This is a genomic window from Nitrospira sp. NS4, from assembly GCF_049546785.1.
Taxonomy (GTDB): domain Bacteria; phylum Nitrospirota; class Nitrospiria; order Nitrospirales; family Nitrospiraceae; genus Nitrospira_D.
In genome coordinates this window covers 66892-88186 of the sequence record NZ_JBMWAN010000004.1, presented here as the reverse complement: position 1 = coordinate 88186, position 21295 = coordinate 66892, and the positions used below count along the sequence as shown (strand labels likewise).

The window sequence follows — 21295 nt, the reverse complement described above, 5'->3', positions numbered from 1 at the left end:
GCGGTCTGGATTGGGCACAATCCAGACGATGTGGAGCGATGCGACCCGGCTTGTGAGCCGGGTGACGCCTGGTCGGCTCCACGCCGAGGCTGTGCAGGCTCTTCTGTGTCTGCCCGTCTGTCGCACGGTCCGGTTGATGAAGCAGACGGGCCCTCTCCGCTCTCTCCTGTGGCGGCCGGTCAGTCCTGCCAGATCCAGCGTATGACGATGTATAGGAAGAGCGCCAAGAGGACGTTCGAGATAAATATGATCAGTGAGAGATCCATGATGGCCTCCTTCCCATTCCGGCCAGTCTCTTGGCGAAGTTTCTGTCGAGTCGTCCATCGTCATGTCCTAGCCATTGTGCAAAACACAGGCCTGTACCAGGCAGTGGGGCTTTCCCTGGTTGGAATACCTGGAATTGCCCGATTGGCGTGGGTACTGAGAAGATCTGCTTCACTTGGCATTGAGATCGTCGGACGGATCTGACCTCGTCAGGAGAACCGGAAAGCATCCATGTTGGATCAAAAGGGATTCATGGCGGGAGAAATGCCCTGCTTTCCCCTGTAGGATGCTTTCCGGACTCGCCGAAACGTGACGCAGACGGTTGGTGGATACTGATTCGCCAGGGGAAAGCTGCTACTCTTCGAACCGGTTCATTCAGGTCTGTGGAGGGTGGAGATGGAACGAGCGCGGACGGTGGTGATTTCAGGCGCGTCGACCGGGATCGGGGCGGCCTGTGCCCTGCATCTTGATCGCCTGGGTTTTACGGTCTTTGCAGGGGTGCGGAGAGAGGCGGACGGAGAGTTATTGAAGGCTGAGGCGTCGCCGCGGTTGCAGCCGGTCCTGTTGGATGTGACGGATACGGCGTCGATCGACCGGGCGCGGCAACTGATTGCGAGCCTGCTCAGGGAGGCGGGCCTGGCCGGGCTGGTGAATAATGCAGGAATTGCTGTGGCCGGCCCGCTGGAAGCGGTGCCGATTCCGGACCTTCGGCGGCAGTTTGAGGTGAATGTAATCGGCCAGGTGGCGGTGATTCAGGCCTTTCTTCCCCTGTTGCGAAAGGGGCGAGGGCGTATCGTGAATATGGGGTCGATTGCGGGCCGCGCCGCGATGCCGCTGATGGGGCCCTATTCCGCGTCGAAGTTCGCGCTGGAGGCGCTCACGGATGCGCTGCGGCTGGAGGTGCAGCAGTGGGGGATTCAGGTCTCGATTGTGGAGCCGGGGGCGATTGCGACGCCGATCTGGGAGAAGTCGGGCGCGAAGGCCGACGAGTTGGAAGCCACGACCTCGGGTGAATTGAAAGATCTGTATGCGGGCGTGGTGGCAGGGGTGCGGGCCCGGGTGGCTGAAGCGGCGGCGCGGGCGATTCCCGCGGAGGCGGTGGCCCAAGTGGTGGAGCATGCCCTGACGGCGGATCATCCGAAGACCCGGTATCTGGTCGGACGTGATGCGAAGTTGCGCGCGATCATGGTCAAACTGCTTCCCGATCGCCTGTCGGACCGGCTGATGACCAGGATCTTGAACCTGCCTCATTGAGCCGGCGCGCCGCCAGCCGATTTCCCGATGCCCAGATCCTGCTTTGAGACGTCGAAGGAAAAGCGGAGCTGGACCGCGAGATATTTCTGGACCAGGCCCGCTCGATCCAGAGGTTGATCCTGCTCATGGTAGATGGCTAATTCCGTTTGGCGCCACCGCAGGGCAAGCCCGACGATCCAATCCAGTTCTGTCGGCCGTGCCTGATTGCCGGCTTCCCGGTCGGTGAACATGTTCACATCGCCGTAGAGCACGACCTTGTTCTTGTAGAGGTCGAGGTCGGCGTGGGCGACGTATCGAAAGAGCGCCCGACCGCTGTTGTCCGGTCTGGCGAAATAATTGCTGTTGTGAAAGAGCCAGCCGGCTCCTCCATACATGGTGAGGCTCTGGTTCGGGAAAATGCGGCGCCACCAGGCCATGTCCTGGGCTGACTGAAGTTTGGCCGTCACGAGCCCGTCGGCGTAGGCCTGGATGAGGCCGGTGCGGTCGAGCGGCGCATCCCGCTCATATTGCAGCCGCCAGGCGAAATGATCGAGGACGCCGGTAAAGGCGTAAGTGCCGTCCCACTCGCTCAGCTCGATCCAACCGTTCGTGCGGTCCGAAAAGAAGTTCTGGTCGGTGTAGAAGGTCAGATACTGTTTGTACAGGTCGGTTTCAAGGTGGAGCATGTGGCGCAGGCCGACCAGGCCCGTGTTGTCCGGTCTGGCGGCGAACGAGGGATTCTTCGCGAATACGCCGGTGAGGAGGTAGCCGCCGAAGAGGGTTTCCTCCGCTTCATGGCCGTTCTCATCCGCTCCCTCCATCGACGGCAGGGGACGGCCGTATTTTTCCAGCGCCTGCGCCTCGAACGGCCACAGGAACAGGAGCATGAGGAGGAATCCTCGCGCGATCGGACGGAGTGGGTGAAACCGTGTCATAGCGGCTAGCAGTACCACGATTTGTGTCTATCGGCCAGGCCGAAAAAAACAACGGGCTGTGGCGGCCGGGCAGCTCGAACTACTATTGGCAGGGCTCGAAAATTTCTTCGCAGTCGTTGGAGGCGTCGAAGGTGGGGGGGGCGAAGCGGTAGCGCACTTCAGTGACGCGGTCCTCGGCGATAATCACGGTGGCCCAGCAGCCATGGTGGATGGTGGGAAAGCTGCCCTTCCCGACCGCTGCCGATTCTTCAAGCATCGGCGCTTCACGATAATACTGCAGGAGCGTCACGTCGTTCCTGGTCTGTTCCTTGACCGGTTTCCCGGCACAGGCCAGGATCGCGGCCTTTGACTTACCGACCATGCGCTGTTGATTGGGGTACTCGCCGACCTGGGCGGCGGTGGCGCAACCGCTGAACCATGCGAGGGCGATCACGCCGAGGCTCAGGGTGAAGATGCCGTTGATATGGGTCCGTAGTGGGGAGTGCATGGATCGGATGGTTGTCTGTTCAGATGGGAACAGGAACGGTCACAGTCGGCCTCGTCCGGGCGTTGACGGGGCGGCTGTTCAACTCCCTAGCCGACGAGGTCGGGATTCAGCCGGTTCATCGGTTTCACGGAGAGCGCTTTGATTTCGTTGTAGACAATGGTCCGGCCCGCCTGACGCAACCGGCTGAAGACCCCTTCGACAATCACCTGGTCGCCCTCGCGGACTTCCACCTGGCCAAGGCTGACGACTTTGAGGGTGCCGGCCTGGTCCTGCAGGAGAAAGCCATAAGCCGGTTGTCCCTGCCGGTTGGTGGCGAGCTGAATGTTGGTGACTTTTCCGCTCACGACCACATCCTGATGGTCGTACTGCTCCGGGTGCGCGATCAATTCGGCAATTTCCAGCAGACCGGCTGCCGATACGCCGCAGGGGAGTCCGAGAGCGACGATCAGGCTGATGAACAGGCCTGTCAGGATCGATGCGGAAGCGGCCGGCTGGTTGATGGCTGGTCTGAGCATAGCGTGATCCGATTATACCGCAACAAATGTGATTGGCAATGCGCCGCGCGTCTTACCACTTGTCCGATGCCCGGCCGCTGACGTCCTCTCCGATAAAGTTGTGCAGAATCTGTTTCTGCATATCGGTGATTTCCGGTTTGGCCTCTTCGCCCGGACCTTCGAGCGCTTCCGCTTTGGCGCGTGGCGCGGTGCGTTTCATGAGCTCTTCATCGAGGGCCTCGGGGCTGGTGTCGGTATCGTTCTGAAGGGAGACGAGCCGCTGCAGGCCGAACAGGGTCCGTGTGATTTCAGTATGCACGGCTTGGGAACTGGCGCCATAGACGAGCGAGTTCCAGAACTTTACTTCGGTTTCTTCGGGGAGCGCGCCGACCACATAGAGCGACAGTTTGTCGATCAAGGCGGTCTCGGTCTTTTCCAGCCCGTCGTAGGTCGCGATGGACCGCTCGATAGGGGTGCGGGAGAGGACGGCCAGCGTCTCCTTCCAGAGGTCGAGCGGCGGCGCGGTATTCGGCTGCACGGGCGCGCCGGTCAGTTTGGCCTGCAAGGCCATCAGATATTGCGAGAGAAACTTCACTTTTCTGGCAGCCAGGGTGCCGGCCGGAATGCCCCAGATGTGTCCGATCTCATGGTCCTGGAGCGTGTTGCCGTCCGCGGTCTGCTGTTCCCGTTCCGCCAGGGCGAGGCGTTTCCGGAACCGTTCGGCCATGCGGACTTGGAGCTGCAATTCAACCGCGAGCCGCTGCTTTTGATATTCCTCGGCGGAAATTTCGTCGGCATCCCAGCGCTCTTCCAGCATCCGCAAGAGGGGCCGTGGCACGGCGACCCGGGCTTTTGCTTCGAGGTCGGCGATCGTTTCGGCGGAGACGCCATAGGTGGTGCGCAACAAGGTCGCGGCGCGGTCGGCCAGCAATTCCGACGTGGCGGCCAGTTTGCGCAGCGCCGTGCATTGGAGCCAGGTCCGTTCCCGCTTCAGGCGCGCCCGCTTGCGATATTCATCCCGCCGGTTCTTCATGGCCGTAATGGCTTCCTGGGTCATTGTGGTAATGGGTTTGGTGCCGGAGACGCAGCGGGGATCGGGCCGGTCCGAAACCATAAACAGAATTTCGTCCTGCGTGACGTCGAAATGCTGGAGCAGCATGAGCCGCAGCATGATCCGGCCTTGAATCGGCATGCCGGCAATGACGTCTTGGATCAGTTCCGCGGTGAGGGGGGAGGTCATGGTGGACGGCATAGTTGTGGGTGAATCCTGTCTGCCCCGATTAGGCGTTCCCGGTTTGCTGTTGATGGGTTTCCAGGTAGAGGGCGACGTATTCGCGGACTTCCTGGACGCTTCCACTGATGAACATTTCGCGGGGGATTTCAATGCGCACGAGTTTGGACGGGTCCACGCCGCGTTCCTGGGCATAGACTTCGTCGATATACAGACTGACGGAACCATCCGGAAACCGGAGGGCATAGAGGGCGGTGGTATCAGCCATCGATAGACCAGGTTGGTTAGTGAAAGGTGACCCAGTAGAGGTAACACATGCGCGATTTGGCTGTCAAAGCCATGGCAGGCTGCTGAAACCGGCCTCCAGCAGCGTTCTCGCGCTACGGGCATGCTGGACGTACCACATCCAGTACGCCTCGTATCCCTGCAGCACTGCGGCCTTGCTGGACGGCCGGTTTGACCAGCCTGCCGGATGATTATCCACCAGGGGATTTCTCGAGCAGGACGTGCCGCCGCCGGAGAATGTAGAGCGTGGAGAGAACGATGGCCGCCAAGAGGGTATTCCGGATGCGTCCGGGGCCGAAGCAGGTCAGGTTGACCATGCCGTTGGTGAACCCGTATGCCGCATAGACCAGATAGACGAAGAGGGCCCACCGGCGCAGGCGGATAAAGCCATAGCCGACGGCGAGATGCAGCGCGGGCGAGATGGCCTTGGTGGCGAAACCGGCGACTCCGTCCAGCCTGGTGCAGTAGAAGGGGAGGAGATAGTCCAGATTCTTGAGGATGATCCAGGTGTCGTTCAGCGCACTGATGAGCAGGAGGAGTCCGAGGAACCGGATGTCGTGTCCCCGTTGCCACACGAGACTCCAGGTCCGGAGCATATCGGATCGGCCATTGCCCGGTCCGAGGTAGGCATCGTAACTCTGGAGGACCCAGCAGGGCAGCGCCAGGACCATGAAGACGAGGACTTCGACGGCCCGGTCGGTGATCCGTCCGAGCCAGGCGCTGAGTACAAGGAGGAGCAGCGTTACGATGAACGCCGCGAGGGCCTGGAGACGCCGTCCCTGGGACAGTTGTCCCAGCCCGGGGATCAGGACCGACAGCAGCGCGGCGCGTGGGTCAACCGGTGGGCTCATCGTCGGGAAAAACAAACGGCCTTCGATCGGACGATCGAAGGCCGTTCATGCTCCATCTTATCTCACGCCCTAGCCGCCGAGCGTATCGAGGGTTTCTTTCAGGCTGCGGCGAATGCAGGTGAAGATCGGAGTGTCGCGCAACGTGTAGCGCGACCCTTCCGTTTCACGCAGGGCCATGACCAGGTCGAGGAAATCTTCCGGCTTATCGCTCTCGAACGCCACGACCCATTCCTGATCGTCGAGGCCGAATGAGTAGGTCGTGTTCAGCTTCACGGACGGGAAGCGGTGGCCGACTTCAATGTGTTCGTCCATCATCCCCTGCCGGGCGGCTTTGGTCAGCAGGAACCACTCGCGGGTCTTCAGGAAGGGGTAGACGAAAATGTACTTCCCCTTGCCCGGCACAACGGTCAGGCGCTTGCTCTCCTGCCCTTCGTGCGTGTGGTTGTCCACATAAATGGACCGCTTGGTCATGGAGAGGTAGGAATACGGGGTCGTGATGTACTTGCCCAGCCCCGAGGCCAGGATCTTGGTGCTCATTTCCTGGAAGAGCTCTAACTCATAGCTGATGCGCCAGAGCATAATGTCGCAATCGCCGCGGATACCGACCGCCGAATAGGCGATGACCATCACCTTGCCGGCGTAGTCTTCCACGGCGCGCAGGAACTCCTGCTTCCCCTTGGTGCGCTCATCCTCCGGGAGGCGGCGCCAGGCCGGGTCGATTTTATAGAACACGAAATTCACGTACTGACGCTTTGGCGCCTGGGCTGGCTGTGTTTGTTCAGGGCTGGACATGGAAACTCCTCCGTGTAACTTCTTGAAAATGCACGGTAGTAAAGGCTGGTTTCTTTAGCACTTCATCTTCGGTCTTGTCAACGGGCTGGCGACCCGGCGGGCCTTCGTTGACAGGCGAAAATCGATCTGGTACGGCTTCACAGCATGCGGAGCTCGATGGGTCATTGGCTCGTCCGTTGCGCCGTTGCGGCGCTCGCGTTGAACGCGCCTGCGGCTTTTGCGATCGAGGTTCAACCGGGGGCTGAAGAGATCCGGGCCGCGCTCGAGGCGGGCAAGGCGATGGCCCGACAGGGAGGGCCGCCGGACAGCTTCTATGTCCGCTTCGGGGCCGGGGATGATCTGCATCCGGGCGGATTTCTCATTACGAAGCTGGGGGCGCTCTCGGTCATGGCGACGCACATGGCGCTGAGAGGTCTCCAACCGGGCGAGGCGGATGTCGCGCAGGTGATCGAGGCGAAGACGATGCTCATCAGCACGGTGATCTTCGGGAATCTGCCGAACTTCGCCGTGGATAGTTATATGGTGCTCGATCAGGGAGGCCGGACGGTCAAGCCTGTCACGGTGCGTTTCGACGGACAGGCCAACCGGAGCGCGGCCTGGCCGGACAGTCCTCGCTTCAAGGCCAAAGTCGTGGCTTCGTTCGACTACAGCGACTTCGATCCCACAGCCAGGACAACCATCACGGTCTTTCCGGCCAACGGCGGCGAGACGTCATTCATGCTGGACTTCTCCGGCATCCGCTAGTCCGGACAGGCTCACGTATCATGCTCAAGAAACCCCGTCGGTCGCCGTTCACCGCTGAAACCATCGCCATCGGTTCCGAACTGCTCGTCGGCGGGCGATCCGACAGCAACTCGCTGTTCATTGCGGAGTTGCTGGGCACCCTGGGCATCGAAGTGCGTTTTAAATCGGTGGTGGGGGACGACCAGGCGGACATGGTCCAGGTCTTGAAGACTGCGGCAAGCCGCGCCGGTGTCGTCGTGATGACCGGCGGCCTGGGGCCGACGGTGGATGACCTCACGAGAGAGGCGATCGCTGAGGCGACGGGACGTCGGCTGGCGCGCCGCAAGGAAGCGCTCGATGGGATGACCGCGCGTCTGGCCCAATGGGGCAGGACGCCGAACAAAGGGCAGCTGCGCCAGGCGATGATTCCCTCCCGCGCCACGGTAATTCCCAATCCTGTCGGCTCCGCGCCGGGGTTCTGGGTGTCGTGGAAAGGGGCTACGGTCGTCTCGCTTCCCGGCGTGCCGCGCGAGATGGAAGCGATGATGACGCAATCGGTCCTCCCCCTGTTGACCGCTCAACTCGCTCAGTCCAAAGGACGGCGCCCGCAACCGATCACCCGCCTGGTCTTTCACACGTGGGGACTGCCGGAGGCGGAGGTCGATGCCAGACTATCCGGATTGATGCCGAAGGGAGCGCCCATCGATCTCGGTCTGCTCGCCTCGCCCATGGGGGTGCTCGTCTCGTTGACGACCAGGCCGGGTGGAAAGAGGGTGAAGGCCGATCCGTTGCCACGGCTCGCCGGGCAGGTCCGTTCCCGATTGGGCGAGTGGCTCTTTGCCGAGGGACGGGAGACCATGGAAGACGTGGTCGGGCGGCTCCTGGCGGAGCGGAAACTCACGGTGGCCGTGGCGGAGTCCTGCACCGGCGGACTGATCGGTCATCGGCTCACACAGGTGCCGGGCTCGTCCGCCTATGTCGATCGGGGCGCGATCTGTTACAGCAACCAGTCAAAGAGCGATATGCTGGGTGTGCCGGCGGAGCTGATTGCGAAACATGGGGCGGTCAGCCGGGAAGTCGCAGCTTCCATGGCGAAGGGGATTCGCGAGCGGGCCGGTGTGTCGGTGGGACTGAGCGTGACCGGCATCGCCGGGCCGGGCGGGGCGACGGAGACGAAGCCGGTCGGATTGGTCTATGTCGGACTGGATGGCGGGGCAGGGGATGTCATCACGAGGGAGTTTCGCTTTCACGGGGATCGCCAGGTCATCAAACAGCGGTCTTCCCAGGCGGCGCTGGATCTTCTGCGGCGCTGGGTGCTGGATAGAGGTGGTCTATGATCAGAGCCTTTCTTGCCGTCGAACTCAGCGAAGATCTCAGGAAACAACTCGGGCAGGTTCAGCAGGATCTCAAACAACGGCTCGGCCGCGATTTGAGCAAGGACGTTCGCATTTCCTGGGTGCAGCCTGCTTCCATCCATCTCACCATCAAATTTCTCGGCGACACCGATGAAGCGCTGGTCGAGCCCATGCGCGAGGCCATTAATCAGGCGGTGAAGGGCCATCGAGCGATACAGATCCCGATCGAACGACTCGGGGCCTTCCCCCATGTTCAACAGCCGCGGGTTTTGTGGGTGGGCGCGTCGGAACAGTGGGAGAAAGGCGAGGAGGCAAAGCGGCTGGCCGCGCTGCATCGAGCGGTTGAAGACTGTGGCGAGTTGCTGGATTTCGCGCCGGAATCCAGGCCCTTGAGCCCGCATCTCACCCTGGCGCGGATCAAAGCAGGAGAGCGTCACCTGGGGCAGGCCCTGGCCAAGAGCGGCGTGATGGATCAACCGCTTTCGTTGGGCACGCTGCCAGTGGAATCACTGGTCCTGATGAAAAGCGAATTGCGCCCCGCCGGGCCGGTCTATACGAAGCTGTGGGAAGTGCGCTTTCCCTAGCCGATTTTCCAAGTCTCTGACTGAGACCATTAGGGCCGCGAGAGGCTAGGTTTCCCCCTCCTGCTTTGGGTATAATCCCCACCGCTCGTTTGTCGTTCGTGAAGTGTTGTTCGTATCTCGCAAAATCTGAGGTCTTCAGTTCTCCCGGGATACGCTTCACGAGCGGACGTTTCACGGTTGTAGATTTAGAGGAGTGCACTGATGTCTGAGAAAGAGGACAAGAAGCGCGCGTTGGATTTGGCCCTGTCCCAGATCGAAAAACAGTACGGGAAGGGTGCCATCATGAAGCTCGGAGCCGAGGACCGGGCGGCCGATGTCCCGGCGATTTCGACCGGGTCGCTGGGCCTGGATATCGCCCTCGGGGTCGGTGGCTTGCCGCGCGGCCGGGTGATCGAAATTTTCGGTCCGGAAGCCTCGGGCAAGACGACGATGACGCTCCATTGTATCGCCGAAGTGCAGAAGACCGGCGGGGTGGCGGCGTTCATCGACGCGGAACATGCGCTGGACCTGACCTATGCCAAGAAGCTGGGTGTGCAGGCGGACGATCTGCTGGTGTCGCAGCCGGATACCGGCGAACAGGCGCTCGAAATCGCCGAAACGCTGGTGCGCAGCGGGGCGATCGACCTGATCGTCGTGGACTCGGTGGCGGCGCTTACGCCGCGGGCCGAGATCGAAGGCGAGATGGGCGACTCCCATATGGGCTTGCAGGCGCGGCTCATGTCGCAGGCGTTGCGCAAACTCACGGCGGCGATCTCCAAGTCGCAGACGACGCTGATTTTCATCAACCAGATCCGCATGAAGATCGGCGTGATGTTCGGCAACCCGGAAACGACGACCGGCGGCAACGCGCTGAAGTTCTATTCATCGGTGCGGCTGGATATCCGCCGGATCGAGTCCATTAAAGAAGGCCAGGATGTGATGGGCAGCCGGGTCCGCGTGAAGGTGGTGAAGAACAAGATGGCCCCGCCGTTCCGGCAGGCGGAGTTCGACATCATGTTCGCGGAAGGCATTTCCAAGGTGGGCGAGCTGGTCGATATCGGCGTCGAAAAGAAGGTGATCGATAAGTCCGGCGCCTGGTACTCCTATAAAGGTGAGCGGATCGGCCAGGGCCGCGAGGCGGCCTGTTCCTTCCTCAAGAATAATCCGGCGGCGGCGCTTGAGGTGGAAGCGAAGCTGCGCGAGCTGGCCGGGGTGCCGGCGCGGAGCGAAAAGAAGGCTGAAGCCAAGGACGAGAAAGAGAAGTCGGCGAGCAAGGCCGACGAGAAGAAGGCTCATAAGTAGGTAGCGTGAGCATGGGTGCCCAGAGACGGACCGGCCCGTCGTCTCCCGACGAGTGGATGCATCTGGCTGTCCGGTACCTGGCGCGCTGGGATCGGACGGTCGCTCAGGTCGAGCAGTTTCTCAGGAGCAAAGGGGCCTCTCCCGCCCAGGCCAGGCAGATCATTGGCCGCTTGTCCGACCTCCGCTATCTCAACGATCGCGCCTATGCCGAGCGGTGGGTCGAGAGCCGTCTCACCCGCCGGCCCATGGGGCGTGAACGGCTGAAAGCGGAACTGCAGGCCAAGGGAATCGGGGAGGCGGTCGCCGACGAGGCGATTGGCACGTCCCTGCAAGAGGTGGACGAAGAGGCCCTGGCGCGAAGGGCGCTCAAGGCCAGGCAGCGCAACGGGCGTCGAGTGACGCCGGTCCAGGCGGTGCGTCTCCTACGTCAGTGGGGTTTCGAGGAAGAGACGATTGACCGTATTATCGGGGCTCGTTCAGAGCGTGAAGGATCTGATTGATGAAGCATAGCGCAGACGAACTTCGGCAGGCGTTTATCCGGTACTTTGAACAGCAGGGGCACCAGGCGGTGCCGAGCTCGGCGCTGATTCCCCAGGCCGATCCGACCCTGCTGTTTACCAACGCCGGGATGAACCAGTTCAAGCGGGTCTTTCTCGGCGAGGAGACGCGGGCCTACAAGCGTGCCGTGACCGTGCAGAAATGCCTGCGCGCGGGGGGCAAACATAACGATCTTGAAAACGTCGGGTACACGAGACGGCACCACACCTTCTTCGAGATGCTCGGGAACTTCTCCTTCGGCGACTATTTCAAGGAGGACGCCATCAAGTTCGGCTGGGAGTTTCTGACGCAGACGGTCGGGCTCGACAAGAGCCGTCTGTGGGTGACGGTTTTCAGGGAGGACGACGAGGCCGATCAGCTCTGGCGGAAGATCGGGGTGTCGCCGTCGCGCATCGTCCGTTGCGGCGAGAAGGATAACTTCTGGCAGATGGCCGATACCGGTCCCTGCGGCCCCTGCTCGGAAATTCACTTCGATCAGGGTCCCTCCGTGCCCGGCGACGACATGCCGAACGGCGAGGGCGATCGCGTCATCGAGATCTGGAATCTCGTGTTCATGCAGTACAACCGGGACGCGTCCGGGAAGTTGAATCCCCTGCCCAAGCCCAGCATCGACACCGGCATGGGGCTGGAGCGGCTGACGGCGGTGGCGCAGGGGGTGTTTAGCAACTACGACAGCGATCTCTTCAGGCCGTTGCTCACGGCCATCGCGAAGCGGGCGGGGACGCAGTACGGACACACAGACACGGCCGATCGTTCGATGCGCGTCGTGGCCGATCATTTGCGCGCGATCAGCTTCCTGATGACCGACGGCGTGCTGCCGTCCAATGAAGGTCGCGGCTACGTCCTGCGGCGCATTCTCCGGCGTGCGGCGCGCCATGGCCGTCTGCTCGGCATCGTCGAACCGTTTCTGCATGAGCTGAGTTCGGTGGTGGTGGAGCAGATGGCGGGCGTCTATTCCGAAGTGAAGGCGGCGGCAGGGACGATCGCCGAAGCGACGCGTGGCGAGGAAGAACGGTTCATCGCCACCCTCGATCAGGGATTGCCGATCCTCAACGAGATGATCGCCAAGACGCGGTCGGCCGGGCAGACGGTCCTGTCCGGTCCGGATGTCTTCAAGCTCTACGATACGTACGGGTTCCCGATGGACCTCATCGGCGAGTCCTGCCGCGAGCAGGGGATGACGGTCGATGAGAAGGGCTTCGATCAGGCGATCGAGGAGCAGCGCACTCGCGCCCGCAAGACCGGCGGCTTCGAGCAGGAGACCGCCAGGCCGGTGGTGTCGGAGCTGGCCGGACGATTGGGCGCGACGAAGTTCGTCGGCTATGACCGGCTCGAAACCGACGCGGTGCTGCAGGCGATCCTCAAGGGCGAACGGATGGTCAAGGAAGCGGTCGAAGGCGATGACGTGGAAGTCGCGCTCGACGTAACCCCGTTCTATGCCGAAGGCGGCGGCCAGGTCGGCGATCAGGGCGTGCTCGTCGGACCGGAAGGGCGGCTCGACATCAAGGAAACCACCAGGCCCGTGCCGACGCTGATTCTGCACAAGGGGACGGTGAGCAAGGGGCGCATCAGGGAAGGCGAACAGCTGCGCATGTCCGTCAACGCGACGACCCGGCAGGATGCCGCGCGCAATCACACGGCCACGCATCTCGTGCATGCGGCCTTGCGGGATATGCTCGGCCCGCACGTGAAGCAATATGGATCGCTGGTGGGGCCCAATCGCCTGCGGTTCGACTTCGCGCATTTCAGGCCCTTGTCATCCCGCGATATCGATGAGATCGAAACGACCGTCAACAACGAGATCCGGAAGAACGAAGCGGTGACGACGGAAGTGATGAGCATTCAAGACGCGGTGGCCAAAGGAGCGCTGGCGTTCTTCGGCGATAAGTACGGCGAGCAGGTGCGCGTGGTGACGGTCGAAGCCTTCAGCAAGGAACTCTGCGGCGGGACTCACTGCCGGCACACGGGGGAGATCGGTTTGTTCCGGATCGTCTCGGAAACCGGCGTGGCGGCCGGCGTGCGCCGGATCGAGGCGCAGACCGGGAGCGGGGCCTTCGCGCTGGTGAAGGAGCTGGAAGCCGAGGTGCGGGAGATGTCCGAGCTGTTGAAGGTCGGGCAGCCTGAGCTGGTGTCCAAGACACGCAAGGTGCTCGCGCAGCTCAAGGACAAAGAGCGGGAACTGGAAGAGTTGAAATTGAAGATGGCGAGCGGCTCCGCGGTCGCGTCGACGGCCAGGACGGTCGCCGGCGTGCCGGTGCACGTGCAGCGGACCGACGGGTTGGACGTGAACGGCATGCGGGCGCTGGCCGATCAATTGCGCGATAAGCTCAAGAGCGGCGTCGTGGCGCTCGGCGCGGCGACGGATGACGGCAAGGTGGTGCTGCTGGTCGTCGTCACGAAGGATCTCATCGGGAAGCTCAAGGCCGGGGAGCTCATCAAGGCGATGGCGGCGGAGGTCGGCGGCACCGGAGGCGGACGCCCCGAGATGGCGCAAGCCGGCGGCAAGGACCCCGCCCGTCTGGATGCCGCGCTTGAAAAGGTCTTTGGTCTGGTCGAATCCTCCCTTCAGCGGTAAACTGATGCCACGCCGCATTCTGGCACTGGATTACGGCACCAAACGGATCGGCGTGGCGTTGAGCGATGAAATGGGCTGGACCGCGCAGCCGCTGGAAACCTACGAGCGGCGCACGCTGGATCAGGACATTGCCCACATTCAGGATCTGGTGCGGACGCACGAGGTGGGACGGGTGGTGCTCGGGCTCCCCCTGCGGTTAGGCGGCGAAGAAGGGCCGGCGGTGCAGGCGGTCCATCAGTTTCTGGCCCCCCTGGCCGAGGCGCTCCCGGTTCCGGTGGTGACCTGGGACGAACGGCTGACGACGGTGGAGGCGGAAGAGCTGCTCATCGCCGCCGATGTCAGCCGCAAGAAGCGCAAAGGCACCGTCGATCGCATTGCCGCCGCGTTCCTCTTGCAGAGTTATCTGGAGGCCCAGGCGCCGCCGGTTCAGAACAGGGCTGCCGAGACCGGAGAAGGCAATGAGCCCGGTGATCCACACCACGAACCAGTCGATCGCTCCTATGACCTTTCGCGCGACTCTGATCGTACTCGTCCTCGCCGTCGCACTCGCCGGCCTGGTCGGGTATCGGATGATGATGAAATGGGCTGAGGCCCCGGTCGTTTCCGAAGCCGAACATCCCCCCTCGCAAGTCGTCGTGATTCCAGAAGGCGCGACCTTCCAGAAGGTGGCAGCCCTGTTGGAACGGGAGCGGCTCATCAAGAGCCGGGCGGCCTTCGTGCTGCTCGGCAAGGCCCAGGAGGCGGATCGCAAGATCCGTCCGGGCGAATATGAGTTGAACCCGGCGATGGCGCCGGCGGATATTCTGGCCAAGCTCATTGCCGGTCGCGTTGTGCTCCATTCCGTGACGATTCCCGAGGGCTACACGATGGCGCAGATTGCCGACGTGCTGGCCCGGCAACAGATCACGGATCGGGCGGAGTTTCTTCGGCTGGCGCAAGAGAAGGCGTTCGTCAAGACTCTGGGTATTGCGGCCGAGACGCTGGAAGGGTATCTGTATCCGGATACCTACCGGTTTCCCAGACCCGCGGCGGCCAGGGATGTGATCCGGACGATGGTTGAGCAGCTCAACCAGGTCTTTAACGCGGAATGGCAGGCCCGGGCGAATGATATTCATCTGACGAAGCACGAGGTGCTCACGCTTGCCTCGGTGATCGAGAAGGAGACGGGGGCGGGCGACGAACGGCCGCAGATCTCGTCGGTCTTTCACAACCGGCTGAAGAAACGGATTCCCTTGCAGAGCGATCCCACGGTTATCTATGGTTTGCCGAATTTCGACGGCAATCTGCATAAGAAGGATCTGTCGAATCCCAGTCCCTATAACACCTATCGCTGGGCCGGGCTTCCGCCCGGTCCGATCGCCAGTCCCGGCGCGGAGTCGATCAGGGCCACGCTCTACCCGGCGGCGTCCCGGTATCTGTATTTCGTGTCCAGGAATGACGGCACCCATCAGTTCTCCGCGACGCTGGACGAGCATAACAAAGCGGTCGAGAAGTACCAGAAGCAGTTTTTCTCCCGCCCGCACCGAACGCGAACCTAGAAGGAGTGTTCTCGATCATGGCTGAATGGAATTTGCCTGTCTTGCTGGATCACACCGTGTTGAAGCCGGATGCGACGAAGGCCGATGTGCTTCGCTTGTGCCGTGAAGCGAAAGAGTACGGATTCATCGTGATCTTTGTGCCGCCCTGTTATGTGGATGAAGCGGTGGCGGCGGTGGCCGGCACGGCGATCCGGGTCGGCATCCCGATCGGCTTTCCGCTCGGAGGGCATACGACCAAGGCCAAGGTGGCGGAAGCGGTTGAGGCGGTGGCGCGGGGCGCTCAGGTCCTGGACATGGTCATCAACGTCAGCCGGTTGAAATCGGGCGACCAGGCGTACGTTCGCCAGGACATCGCGGAAGTGGTGCAGGCGACGCCGCACGTCGAGCACAAGGTCATTCTCGAAACCTGCTATCTGACGCAAGAGGAAAAGGTGACGGCCTGCCGCCTGGTCGTCGAAGCCGGGGCGGATTACGTGAAGACGTCGACCGGATTCGGCGCCGCCGGCGCCACGGTAGAGGATGTGCGGTTGATGAAGCAGGCCGTGGCCGGCAGGGCCAGGGTGAAAGCGTCGGGGGGCATCCGGGATTGGAAGACGACGCTGGCGCTGCTCGAAGCGGGAGCGGACCGCATCGGCACCAGCGCGAGCCTCAAGATCGTCGGGGAGTGGAAGGACCGGGGAATGAAATAAGGGGTGGATGTATGCAGGACGCACGACAGTCTCCACGGCTATCAGTGAATTGTCCGGTGTCTTTTGTCATCGAGAACGTGGCGGGAACCGGAACGATCTACAACCTGTCAGAACGGGGTTGTGCGATTGAAAGCGATGTGGCGGTGCCGCAGGAAGGGTATGCGTCGCTCACCATCACGATTCCCGGTATGCCCGATCAGCTGGTCGTGGAGCTGGCGCGTGTGTGCTGGATGACCAGGCGTGAGTTCGGCCTCGAGTTCCGCGTGATCACACGGTCCGCGAGAAAACGCATCGAGCGCTATCTGTTCCGCTCTCAGGCTGCGTAGCAGGGACCTGTCTCAACCCTCTTCTTGCTCATACGTGGAATGATCTTTGTCCTCCCGGGCCTTTTTGCTATAGTGCGCGCATGATTAATCGAGTCATCCTGCTGGTCATTGACGGGTTCGGCATCGGCGCATTGCCCGATGCCGCCGACTATGGCGACGCCGACGCCAACACGCTGGCGCATCTGTCGGAGGCCGCCGGCGGCATGAGTCTGCCGAATCTGGAGACCCTGGGCATCGGCCACCTGGCGCAGATCGCGGGTGTCCGCCCGATGACGCAGATGAACGGCTGCTTCGGGCGGATGGGGTTTGCCTCGCAGGGCGCCGATTCGGTCACCGGATATTGGGAGACCTGCGGCGTGATCCAATCGCGCGCGGCGTCTCCGTTTCGATGCGGGTTTCCACTCAACGTCATCCAGCAGCTCGAACAGGCGTTCGGGCGCAAGGTAATCGGCAACCGGGCCGGGTCCTTGAAGGGGCTGGTCGAGGAACATGGGGCCGAGCATCTGTCGCACGGCGCTCCCATCGTCTGGACCGACGGCGGATGGACCTGCCATGTGGCGGCTCATCCATCGATGCTGCCGGTCGTCGAGCTGCAACAACGCTGTCGTGAAATCAGAAAGTTGTTCAAAGACACCGCGGGACCGCAGCGGATTGTCGCGCACTCGTTTACCGGCGAGGCCGGGGCGTTTCAGCTCGACGCGAGCCGGCAGGACTTTATCGCCGAGCCGCCGGTCGTCACGATGCTCGATGTGTTGAATCGATCCGGGCAGATTGTGATGGGCGTCGGGAAAGCGCATGATTTGTTTGCCGGACGAGGATTCACGAGGGCAATTCCGGCGCTCACGGCGGCGGCGGCGTTCGAGGAAACCGTCAAGATGCTGAAGAAGATGCCGCGCGGTCTGTTGTATGTGAGCATGAATTTGTTCCCGGAGGAGCCGGCCGCTGCGGCGCGCGCGCTCGAGGAGTTCGACCGTCGCCTGCCGGAGTTATTCGAGGACCTGCGGGTGGGGGATTTGCTGGTGCTGACGAGCGACCATGGACGGGATTTAACCCGTGGCGCCAGGACGCCGACGCGTGAATATGTGCCGATATTGACCACGGGCCCCAAGCTGGCTCAGGGCGTGAATCTTGGCACCAGGGCCACGGCCGCCGACCTGGGCCAGACGATCGTCGAGGCGTTGCGCGCGGAGCGCTTTCCTATCGGCGAGAGCTTTTTCGACGCGCTGCGTGTGGGATGAGGAGTACGGGATGTCGATTGATGCGAAGTTGAAAGCGCTGAACCTTGAATTGCCGGCGGCACCGAAGCCGGTGGCCAATTATGTGCCGGTCGTCCGGGCGGGGGACCTCTTGTTTTTGTCCGGGGTGCTGCCGTCGCGCGACGGGCAGCTCGTCATGACCGGCAAGCTGGGACAGGGGTTGTCGATTGAGCAGGGGATGGAAGCGGCCAAAGTCGCGGCACTGAACGCGCTGGCGATCATTCAAGGTGAAATCGGATCGCTGGATAACGTGAAGCGGATCGTGAAGATGGTCGGCCACATCGCCTCGGCGCCCGGCTTTACCGACCAGCCGCAAGTCCTCAACGGCGCGTCCGATCTGTTCGTGGCGCTTTTCGGCGAAGCAGGCAAGCACGCCCGCGTGGCCGTCGGCGCCGCCGAACTTCCCCGTCAAGCCCCGGTCGAAATCGAATTGATCGTGCAGGTGATGTCCTAGCCCGGATTGCCGGGGGTATCGACCATCAGCGGCTGCGAGATTTGAAGCCCCACCGGCCTCAGAGACCATAGGTCCTGATCGTATCCCATCGTTTCGTTCTCGATCACTTACAGATGAGCCAGAGCTAGGGGAGGAGCCGATCCAAACTGATTGAACAGGATAGTTCTGCCACAGCAGCGCCTGAAGAAGGGTGGGCAAAAACTCTGGAATCGACCCCTGGTGCCGCCGCAATTTTAAAGGGAGAAACCCTCCTCCTTCCGATGGTTCAAAAATAAGGTGCGTCAGGATTTCGTGCGGGTCTGTGAGCAGGGTGCCCGTTTGGATTGGCGCGAGTATTCCCGGGAGGCCCCTCCTCTACCCCCACCTTCCCTGCCCTTACAACGGGGAGGGAGAGAAATAGGCACCGGCTATAAGAGGCTGATCAGCGGGATGCCTGACCCGCTTCGATATCCGGAAGCGCCAAAAAGAAATCATAGAGAGACAGCGTGACCGCTCCTTGCATCGCCAGCCTCCCTTGTTACTGAGACGGGTATCCTTCCCCTCCGTCCGGCTGTCGCCGGATCGCACTGTCTGTGCCCAGGCCGAGGCACATCGAATTGACAGGATTGTGGGACGAGTATAGATTCGCCCCGTTACAGGGAGGAAGACGAAGAAGACGTCCGTTCGGGCTCGACATCCCATGAAGACGACAATGGATGTCACCCGCACACAACGCCCCCGCGCCGCCGGACTCATTCGTGCGCAGGATGAGCCGGGATGCAGGATATGGTTCAAGAAGGTTTTCACCTTCAGACCTAAACAGAGATGAAGCAATGAGGAGGCGTATGGCAAACGGAGAAGGGCACCTGATCAACGGTGGCATACCACGCCGGGTGAAGAATTGGGTTGCGGTGGGGCTTTTCCTGGCCTGGCTTCCCGGGTGCGTGACCTCCCCGGTCTATACGCTTCCCCGTCCAAAACCGGACCAGCCTACCTGTGTCCGTCCCGTGAAACCGGCAGAGATGCTGATCGGGGTTGCGATATCGGGAGGGGGCAGTCGAGCCGCCCTGTTCGGGGCGGCCGGCCTGGAAGCGTTGGCAAAGCTACCGGTCGGGCCACCGGCACATTCATTGATAGAAGACGTGTCCATGATTTCCAGTGTGTCGGGGGGCAGCATGGCGACCTCCTATTTTGCCTCTCAGAAGCCGCCACGGGAGGTGCCGGTCTTAACTCCCGCGGGCGACCTCAGCGAAGACTACCGCACGTTTTTTGCGGCCTACAAAACCACCATGGACAACGATTATGAAAACCCCCTGTTGTGGCGCAATATCCTGCGCTTGCGCTGGTTCAATCCGGCCTGGACGGCCAGATCCCTTGCTGAATACTTGAATGCAGAGTTCTTGAAGGACATGAGCTTTAAGGACGTGATGGAGCGGGAAGCACGCGGGGACATTCCCCGGCTTCTCATCAATACCACGTTGTATAACGATGGGCGTCGCCTGCTCATGACGACATTGCCGCAGGAGGAGGCCCAGTACGATTTGCTGGAGGACGTCCATCGAGCGGGCAGCGGGAGCGGGCGGACGAAAGCAGTCGAAGACCTGATAAGGACGAAATGGACGTCCTTGCAGTCCGTGACCCCGCAGGCGCTGGACCTGGATTTGTGCCCCATTAAATTGGCAGCAGCGGTGGCCACGTCCATGTCGTTCCCACCGATCATCGGCCCCAATACCTTCAAGGTTGAAGGAGAGGAACAATATTATCACGCGGGGGACGGTGGCTTGTCCGACAATATGGGGATCGAGTCGCTCTTTATGGCTGTGATGAAACAACTGCAGGAGAACCCTACCCGTCGAGCGCTCGTCATCGCATTTGACAGTTCATTCCCATTTTCGGTGGGAAACGAACGACTGAATCACTTTCCGGAAGGATTTACGCTGTTCAACTATGATTATGGCCGGATACCCGGGATCATGGAGGAACGGGCGTTGGCCTACCGTCTGATTCTGGCCCGCATCATGGTGGAGCAGGGGGTGTTCCCTGACGAGAAACGATTCAAATTCCTCCACTTGAGGCACATTGATGCGGAGTGGAAGGAGGATTTGAGCGATCTGCCGGAATCCTGCCGGAAAGAGGGTGTTGAACTCGTCTCCCCACCGATGGTCAAACAACGGCTCTCAAGCATCGTCACCAGGCTGTGGATCGAGTCCCATTGCGATCGTGATTTGGTGACCACCGCGGCGGCGAAGCTGGTCGAGGCAAAGAAAGCAGAAATTCAGAAGTTTTTGGAGCAGCCGCTTCAGTAGACTGTGTGTCTCATGCATGGGGCCGGTTTCCTGAAACGGTCGGAGAGGCCGCTGGTCATCGGCGGCATGGTCGCGGGGTTCGTGAAGCAACCAGCTCTATAAGGAGTCTGAACCGATGGAGATGAAGCAGGTCAGCGACCACTGCTTTGCGGTCCTGAACGAGAAGAACCGCGTGTGCGACGCCAACTCCGGCCTCATCAACCTGGCCGGGGGTGTTCTGATCGACACGCAGTCGGACTTGGCTCATGCACGGCAGATGATCGAACTCTTCAGCCGGGTGTGGCCCGCCATGCCGCGGCGCGTGATCAACACGCATGAAGATGCGGACCATGTCTGGGGCAATCAGCTCTTCCAGGGCGCGGAGATCATCGCCCACCGGTCGGTTCCGGAGCGGATGAAGCATGTCGCCGATCCGAAGGAGAGTCAGAAACTGCTGCACGGCGTCGGGCATTTCCTCACACGCCTCGTCCTCAAGACCCTCCACCCCGGCATCGTGGCCGCGGGGCGGCAATTGCTGGAGGATTATAACTTTGACGGGATTGAACTCGTGCTCCCGACGACCTTGTTCGACACCGGCTACGAGCTGAACCTCGACGGCACAGAGGTCCATGTAATCTACGTCGGGCCGTGTCATCAGGTCGGGGACACGATCATCCATGTACCCAAGGAGCGCGTGGTGTTCGCCGGCGACGTGCTGTTCCGGCAATGTGCGCCGATCGGCTGGACGGGATCATACGAGAAGTGGTTCCAGTGCCTCGACCTGATCGTGCAACTGAACCCGAAAGTCATCGTCCCCGGTCACGGTCCGCTCTGCGGAGTCGAGGGGGCCATTGAGATGAAAGCGTACCTCCAGTACATTCGTGATGAGTCGAAGAAATGCTTCGATGCCGGACTCACTTCGCTGGATGCCGCCAAGCGGATCGAGCTTGGTCCTTCCAGTGAGTGGCGTGCCCCGGCGCGGCTGTTCATGAACGTCGAACGGGCGTATCGTGAATTCCGCAACGAACCTCCTGACGCGCCCTGGGACCAGGCCGCCACCTTCGATGCTATCTACCAAGTGGCGAAGGCGCGAGGAATCGAGGCAGAGTTCTGATGAGCC

The 21295-nt window shown here is 61.6% G+C and carries 22 protein-coding genes; 15 read left to right on the top strand and 7 right to left on the bottom strand.

The genetic code is table 11. The features are described 5' to 3' along the window. The first annotated feature begins 660 nt into the window (after positions 1 to 660). A complete protein-coding gene (locus ACO9S2_RS12365) occupies positions 661 to 1518 on the top strand; it encodes an SDR family oxidoreductase (protein WP_423722645.1) in 858 nt (285 codons plus the stop codon). On the opposite strand, the gene ACO9S2_RS12360 is transcribed toward ACO9S2_RS12365, so the two are convergent. From ACO9S2_RS12360 to ACO9S2_RS12330, 7 genes are all read right to left on the bottom strand, one after another. Further along, on the bottom strand, positions 1512 to 2384 hold the full coding sequence (locus ACO9S2_RS12360; protein ID WP_423722643.1) for a hypothetical protein: 873 nt from the start codon (positions 2382 to 2384) through the stop codon (positions 1512 to 1514). The genes ACO9S2_RS12365 and ACO9S2_RS12360 overlap by 7 nt on opposite strands. Before the next feature lie 130 nt (positions 2385 to 2514). After that, positions 2515 to 2919, bottom strand: a complete 405-nt coding sequence (locus ACO9S2_RS12355) for a hypothetical protein (RefSeq protein WP_423722642.1) — start codon at positions 2917 to 2919, stop codon at positions 2515 to 2517. Between the two features lie 86 nt (positions 2920 to 3005). Continuing rightward, positions 3006 to 3434 (bottom strand): hypothetical protein, encoded by a 429-nt coding sequence (locus ACO9S2_RS12350; RefSeq protein WP_423722640.1) that lies wholly within the window; start codon positions 3432 to 3434, stop codon positions 3006 to 3008. A 52-nt stretch (positions 3435 to 3486) separates the two neighbouring features. Continuing rightward, positions 3487 to 4665: a hypothetical protein gene (locus tag ACO9S2_RS12345; protein ID WP_423722638.1), complete on the bottom strand. Its 1179-nt coding sequence runs from the start codon at positions 4663 to 4665 to the stop codon at positions 3487 to 3489. A 28-nt stretch (positions 4666 to 4693) separates the two neighbouring features. Beyond that, positions 4694 to 4912 (bottom strand): hypothetical protein, encoded by a 219-nt coding sequence (locus ACO9S2_RS12340; RefSeq protein ID WP_423722637.1) that lies wholly within the window; start codon positions 4910 to 4912, stop codon positions 4694 to 4696. A 208-nt stretch (positions 4913 to 5120) separates the two neighbouring features. Next, positions 5121 to 5780, bottom strand: a complete 660-nt coding sequence (locus tag ACO9S2_RS12335; protein WP_423722635.1) for a hypothetical protein — start codon at positions 5778 to 5780, stop codon at positions 5121 to 5123. A gap of 69 nt (positions 5781 to 5849) precedes the next feature. Then, on the bottom strand, positions 5850 to 6572 hold the full coding sequence (locus ACO9S2_RS12330; RefSeq protein ID WP_423722633.1) for a chlorite dismutase family protein: 723 nt from the start codon (positions 6570 to 6572) through the stop codon (positions 5850 to 5852). A 156-nt stretch (positions 6573 to 6728) separates the two neighbouring features. On the opposite strand from ACO9S2_RS12330, the gene ACO9S2_RS12325 reads away from it, so the two are divergent. From ACO9S2_RS12325 to ACO9S2_RS12260, 14 genes are all read left to right on the top strand, one after another. Further along, on the top strand, positions 6729 to 7316 hold the full coding sequence (locus ACO9S2_RS12325) for a hypothetical protein (protein ID WP_423722631.1): 588 nt from the start codon (positions 6729 to 6731) through the stop codon (positions 7314 to 7316). A gap of 20 nt (positions 7317 to 7336) precedes the next feature. Beyond that, entirely contained in the window at positions 7337 to 8632 is a 1296-nt protein-coding gene (locus ACO9S2_RS12320) for a competence/damage-inducible protein A (protein WP_423722629.1), read from the top strand. Continuing rightward, positions 8629 to 9234, top strand: coding sequence for an RNA 2',3'-cyclic phosphodiesterase (gene thpR / locus ACO9S2_RS12315; protein ID WP_423722627.1), 606 nt, complete (start codon positions 8629 to 8631; stop codon positions 9232 to 9234). Before ACO9S2_RS12320 ends, thpR begins: the two co-directional genes overlap by 4 nt. A 201-nt stretch (positions 9235 to 9435) precedes the next feature. Then, entirely contained in the window at positions 9436 to 10515 is a 1080-nt protein-coding gene (gene recA / locus ACO9S2_RS12310) for a recombinase RecA (protein ID WP_423722626.1), read from the top strand. Positions 10516 to 10526: 11 nt separating this feature from the next. Continuing rightward, positions 10527 to 11015 (top strand): regulatory protein RecX, encoded by a 489-nt coding sequence (locus ACO9S2_RS12305; RefSeq protein WP_423722624.1) that lies wholly within the window; start codon positions 10527 to 10529, stop codon positions 11013 to 11015. Further along, complete coding sequence (alaS, locus tag ACO9S2_RS12300) at positions 11015 to 13648, top strand: alanine--tRNA ligase (RefSeq protein ID WP_423722622.1); 2634 nt, start codon at positions 11015 to 11017, stop codon at positions 13646 to 13648. The genes ACO9S2_RS12305 and alaS overlap by 1 nt, the downstream gene beginning before the upstream one ends. A gap of 4 nt (positions 13649 to 13652) precedes the next feature. Further along, entirely contained in the window at positions 13653 to 14237 is a 585-nt protein-coding gene (gene ruvX, locus ACO9S2_RS12295) for a Holliday junction resolvase RuvX (protein WP_423722621.1), read from the top strand. Further along, positions 14149 to 15186: an endolytic transglycosylase MltG gene (mltG, locus tag ACO9S2_RS12290; protein ID WP_423723108.1), complete on the top strand. Its 1038-nt coding sequence runs from the start codon at positions 14149 to 14151 to the stop codon at positions 15184 to 15186. Before ruvX ends, mltG begins: the two co-directional genes overlap by 89 nt. 17 nt (positions 15187 to 15203) lie before the next feature. Next, positions 15204 to 15875 carry a deoxyribose-phosphate aldolase gene (deoC, locus tag ACO9S2_RS12285; RefSeq protein WP_423722619.1) on the top strand — a complete coding sequence of 224 codons (672 nt, stop codon included), beginning with the start codon at positions 15204 to 15206 and terminating at the stop codon, positions 15873 to 15875. Positions 15876 to 15886: 11 nt separating this feature from the next. After that, positions 15887 to 16201: a PilZ domain-containing protein gene (locus tag ACO9S2_RS12280; protein WP_423722617.1), complete on the top strand. Its 315-nt coding sequence runs from the start codon at positions 15887 to 15889 to the stop codon at positions 16199 to 16201. Between the two features lie 80 nt (positions 16202 to 16281). Further along, positions 16282 to 17439 (top strand): phosphopentomutase, encoded by a 1158-nt coding sequence (locus tag ACO9S2_RS12275; RefSeq protein ID WP_423722615.1) that lies wholly within the window; start codon positions 16282 to 16284, stop codon positions 17437 to 17439. A 10-nt stretch (positions 17440 to 17449) separates the two neighbouring features. Continuing rightward, positions 17450 to 17911: a RidA family protein gene (locus ACO9S2_RS12270; RefSeq protein ID WP_423722614.1), complete on the top strand. Its 462-nt coding sequence runs from the start codon at positions 17450 to 17452 to the stop codon at positions 17909 to 17911. Positions 17912 to 18735: 824 nt separating this feature from the next. Further along, complete coding sequence (locus ACO9S2_RS12265; RefSeq protein WP_423722613.1) at positions 18736 to 20196, top strand: patatin-like phospholipase family protein; 1461 nt, start codon at positions 18736 to 18738, stop codon at positions 20194 to 20196. Between the two features lie 115 nt (positions 20197 to 20311). Continuing rightward, the gene (locus ACO9S2_RS12260) at positions 20312 to 21289 is read left to right on the top strand and encodes an MBL fold metallo-hydrolase (RefSeq protein WP_423722611.1); all 978 of its coding nucleotides are present in this window, start codon (positions 20312 to 20314) and stop codon (positions 21287 to 21289) included. Positions 21290 to 21295 lie beyond the last annotated feature (6 nt).

Bases quoted from the DNA above. Each gene is read 5' to 3' on its own strand.
- ACO9S2_RS12365 (WP_423722645.1), top strand. From the start codon at position 661: ATGGAACGAGCGCGGACGGTGGTGATTTCAGGCGCGTCGACCGGGATC.
- ACO9S2_RS12360 (WP_423722643.1), bottom strand. From the start codon at position 2,384: ATGCTCCTGTTCCTGTGGCCGTTCGAGGCGCAGGCGCTGGAAAAATAC.
- ACO9S2_RS12355 (WP_423722642.1), bottom strand. From the start codon at position 2,919: ATGCACTCCCCACTACGGACCCATATCAACGGCATCTTCACCCTGAGC.
- ACO9S2_RS12350 (WP_423722640.1), bottom strand. From the start codon at position 3,434: ATGCTCAGACCAGCCATCAACCAGCCGGCCGCTTCCGCATCGATCCTG.
- ACO9S2_RS12345 (WP_423722638.1), bottom strand. From the start codon at position 4,665: ATGCCGTCCACCATGACCTCCCCCCTCACCGCGGAACTGATCCAAGAC.
- ACO9S2_RS12340 (WP_423722637.1), bottom strand. From the start codon at position 4,912: ATGGCTGATACCACCGCCCTCTATGCCCTCCGGTTTCCGGATGGTTCC.
- ACO9S2_RS12335 (WP_423722635.1), bottom strand. From the start codon at position 5,780: ATGAGCCCACCGGTTGACCCACGCGCCGCGCTGCTGTCGGTCCTGATC.
- ACO9S2_RS12330 (WP_423722633.1), bottom strand. From the start codon at position 6,572: ATGTCCAGCCCTGAACAAACACAGCCAGCCCAGGCGCCAAAGCGTCAG.
- ACO9S2_RS12325 (WP_423722631.1), top strand. From the start codon at position 6,729: ATGGGTCATTGGCTCGTCCGTTGCGCCGTTGCGGCGCTCGCGTTGAAC.
- ACO9S2_RS12320 (WP_423722629.1), top strand. From the start codon at position 7,337: ATGCTCAAGAAACCCCGTCGGTCGCCGTTCACCGCTGAAACCATCGCC.
- thpR (WP_423722627.1), top strand. From the start codon at position 8,629: ATGATCAGAGCCTTTCTTGCCGTCGAACTCAGCGAAGATCTCAGGAAA.
- recA (WP_423722626.1), top strand. From the start codon at position 9,436: ATGTCTGAGAAAGAGGACAAGAAGCGCGCGTTGGATTTGGCCCTGTCC.
- ACO9S2_RS12305 (WP_423722624.1), top strand. From the start codon at position 10,527: ATGGGTGCCCAGAGACGGACCGGCCCGTCGTCTCCCGACGAGTGGATG.
- alaS (WP_423722622.1), top strand. From the start codon at position 11,015: ATGAAGCATAGCGCAGACGAACTTCGGCAGGCGTTTATCCGGTACTTT.
- ruvX (WP_423722621.1), top strand. From the start codon at position 13,653: ATGCCACGCCGCATTCTGGCACTGGATTACGGCACCAAACGGATCGGC.
- mltG (WP_423723108.1), top strand. From the start codon at position 14,149: ATGACCTTTCGCGCGACTCTGATCGTACTCGTCCTCGCCGTCGCACTC.
- deoC (WP_423722619.1), top strand. From the start codon at position 15,204: ATGGCTGAATGGAATTTGCCTGTCTTGCTGGATCACACCGTGTTGAAG.
- ACO9S2_RS12280 (WP_423722617.1), top strand. From the start codon at position 15,887: ATGCAGGACGCACGACAGTCTCCACGGCTATCAGTGAATTGTCCGGTG.
- ACO9S2_RS12275 (WP_423722615.1), top strand. From the start codon at position 16,282: ATGATTAATCGAGTCATCCTGCTGGTCATTGACGGGTTCGGCATCGGC.
- ACO9S2_RS12270 (WP_423722614.1), top strand. From the start codon at position 17,450: ATGTCGATTGATGCGAAGTTGAAAGCGCTGAACCTTGAATTGCCGGCG.
- ACO9S2_RS12265 (WP_423722613.1), top strand. From the start codon at position 18,736: ATGGCAAACGGAGAAGGGCACCTGATCAACGGTGGCATACCACGCCGG.
- ACO9S2_RS12260 (WP_423722611.1), top strand. From the start codon at position 20,312: ATGGAGATGAAGCAGGTCAGCGACCACTGCTTTGCGGTCCTGAACGAG.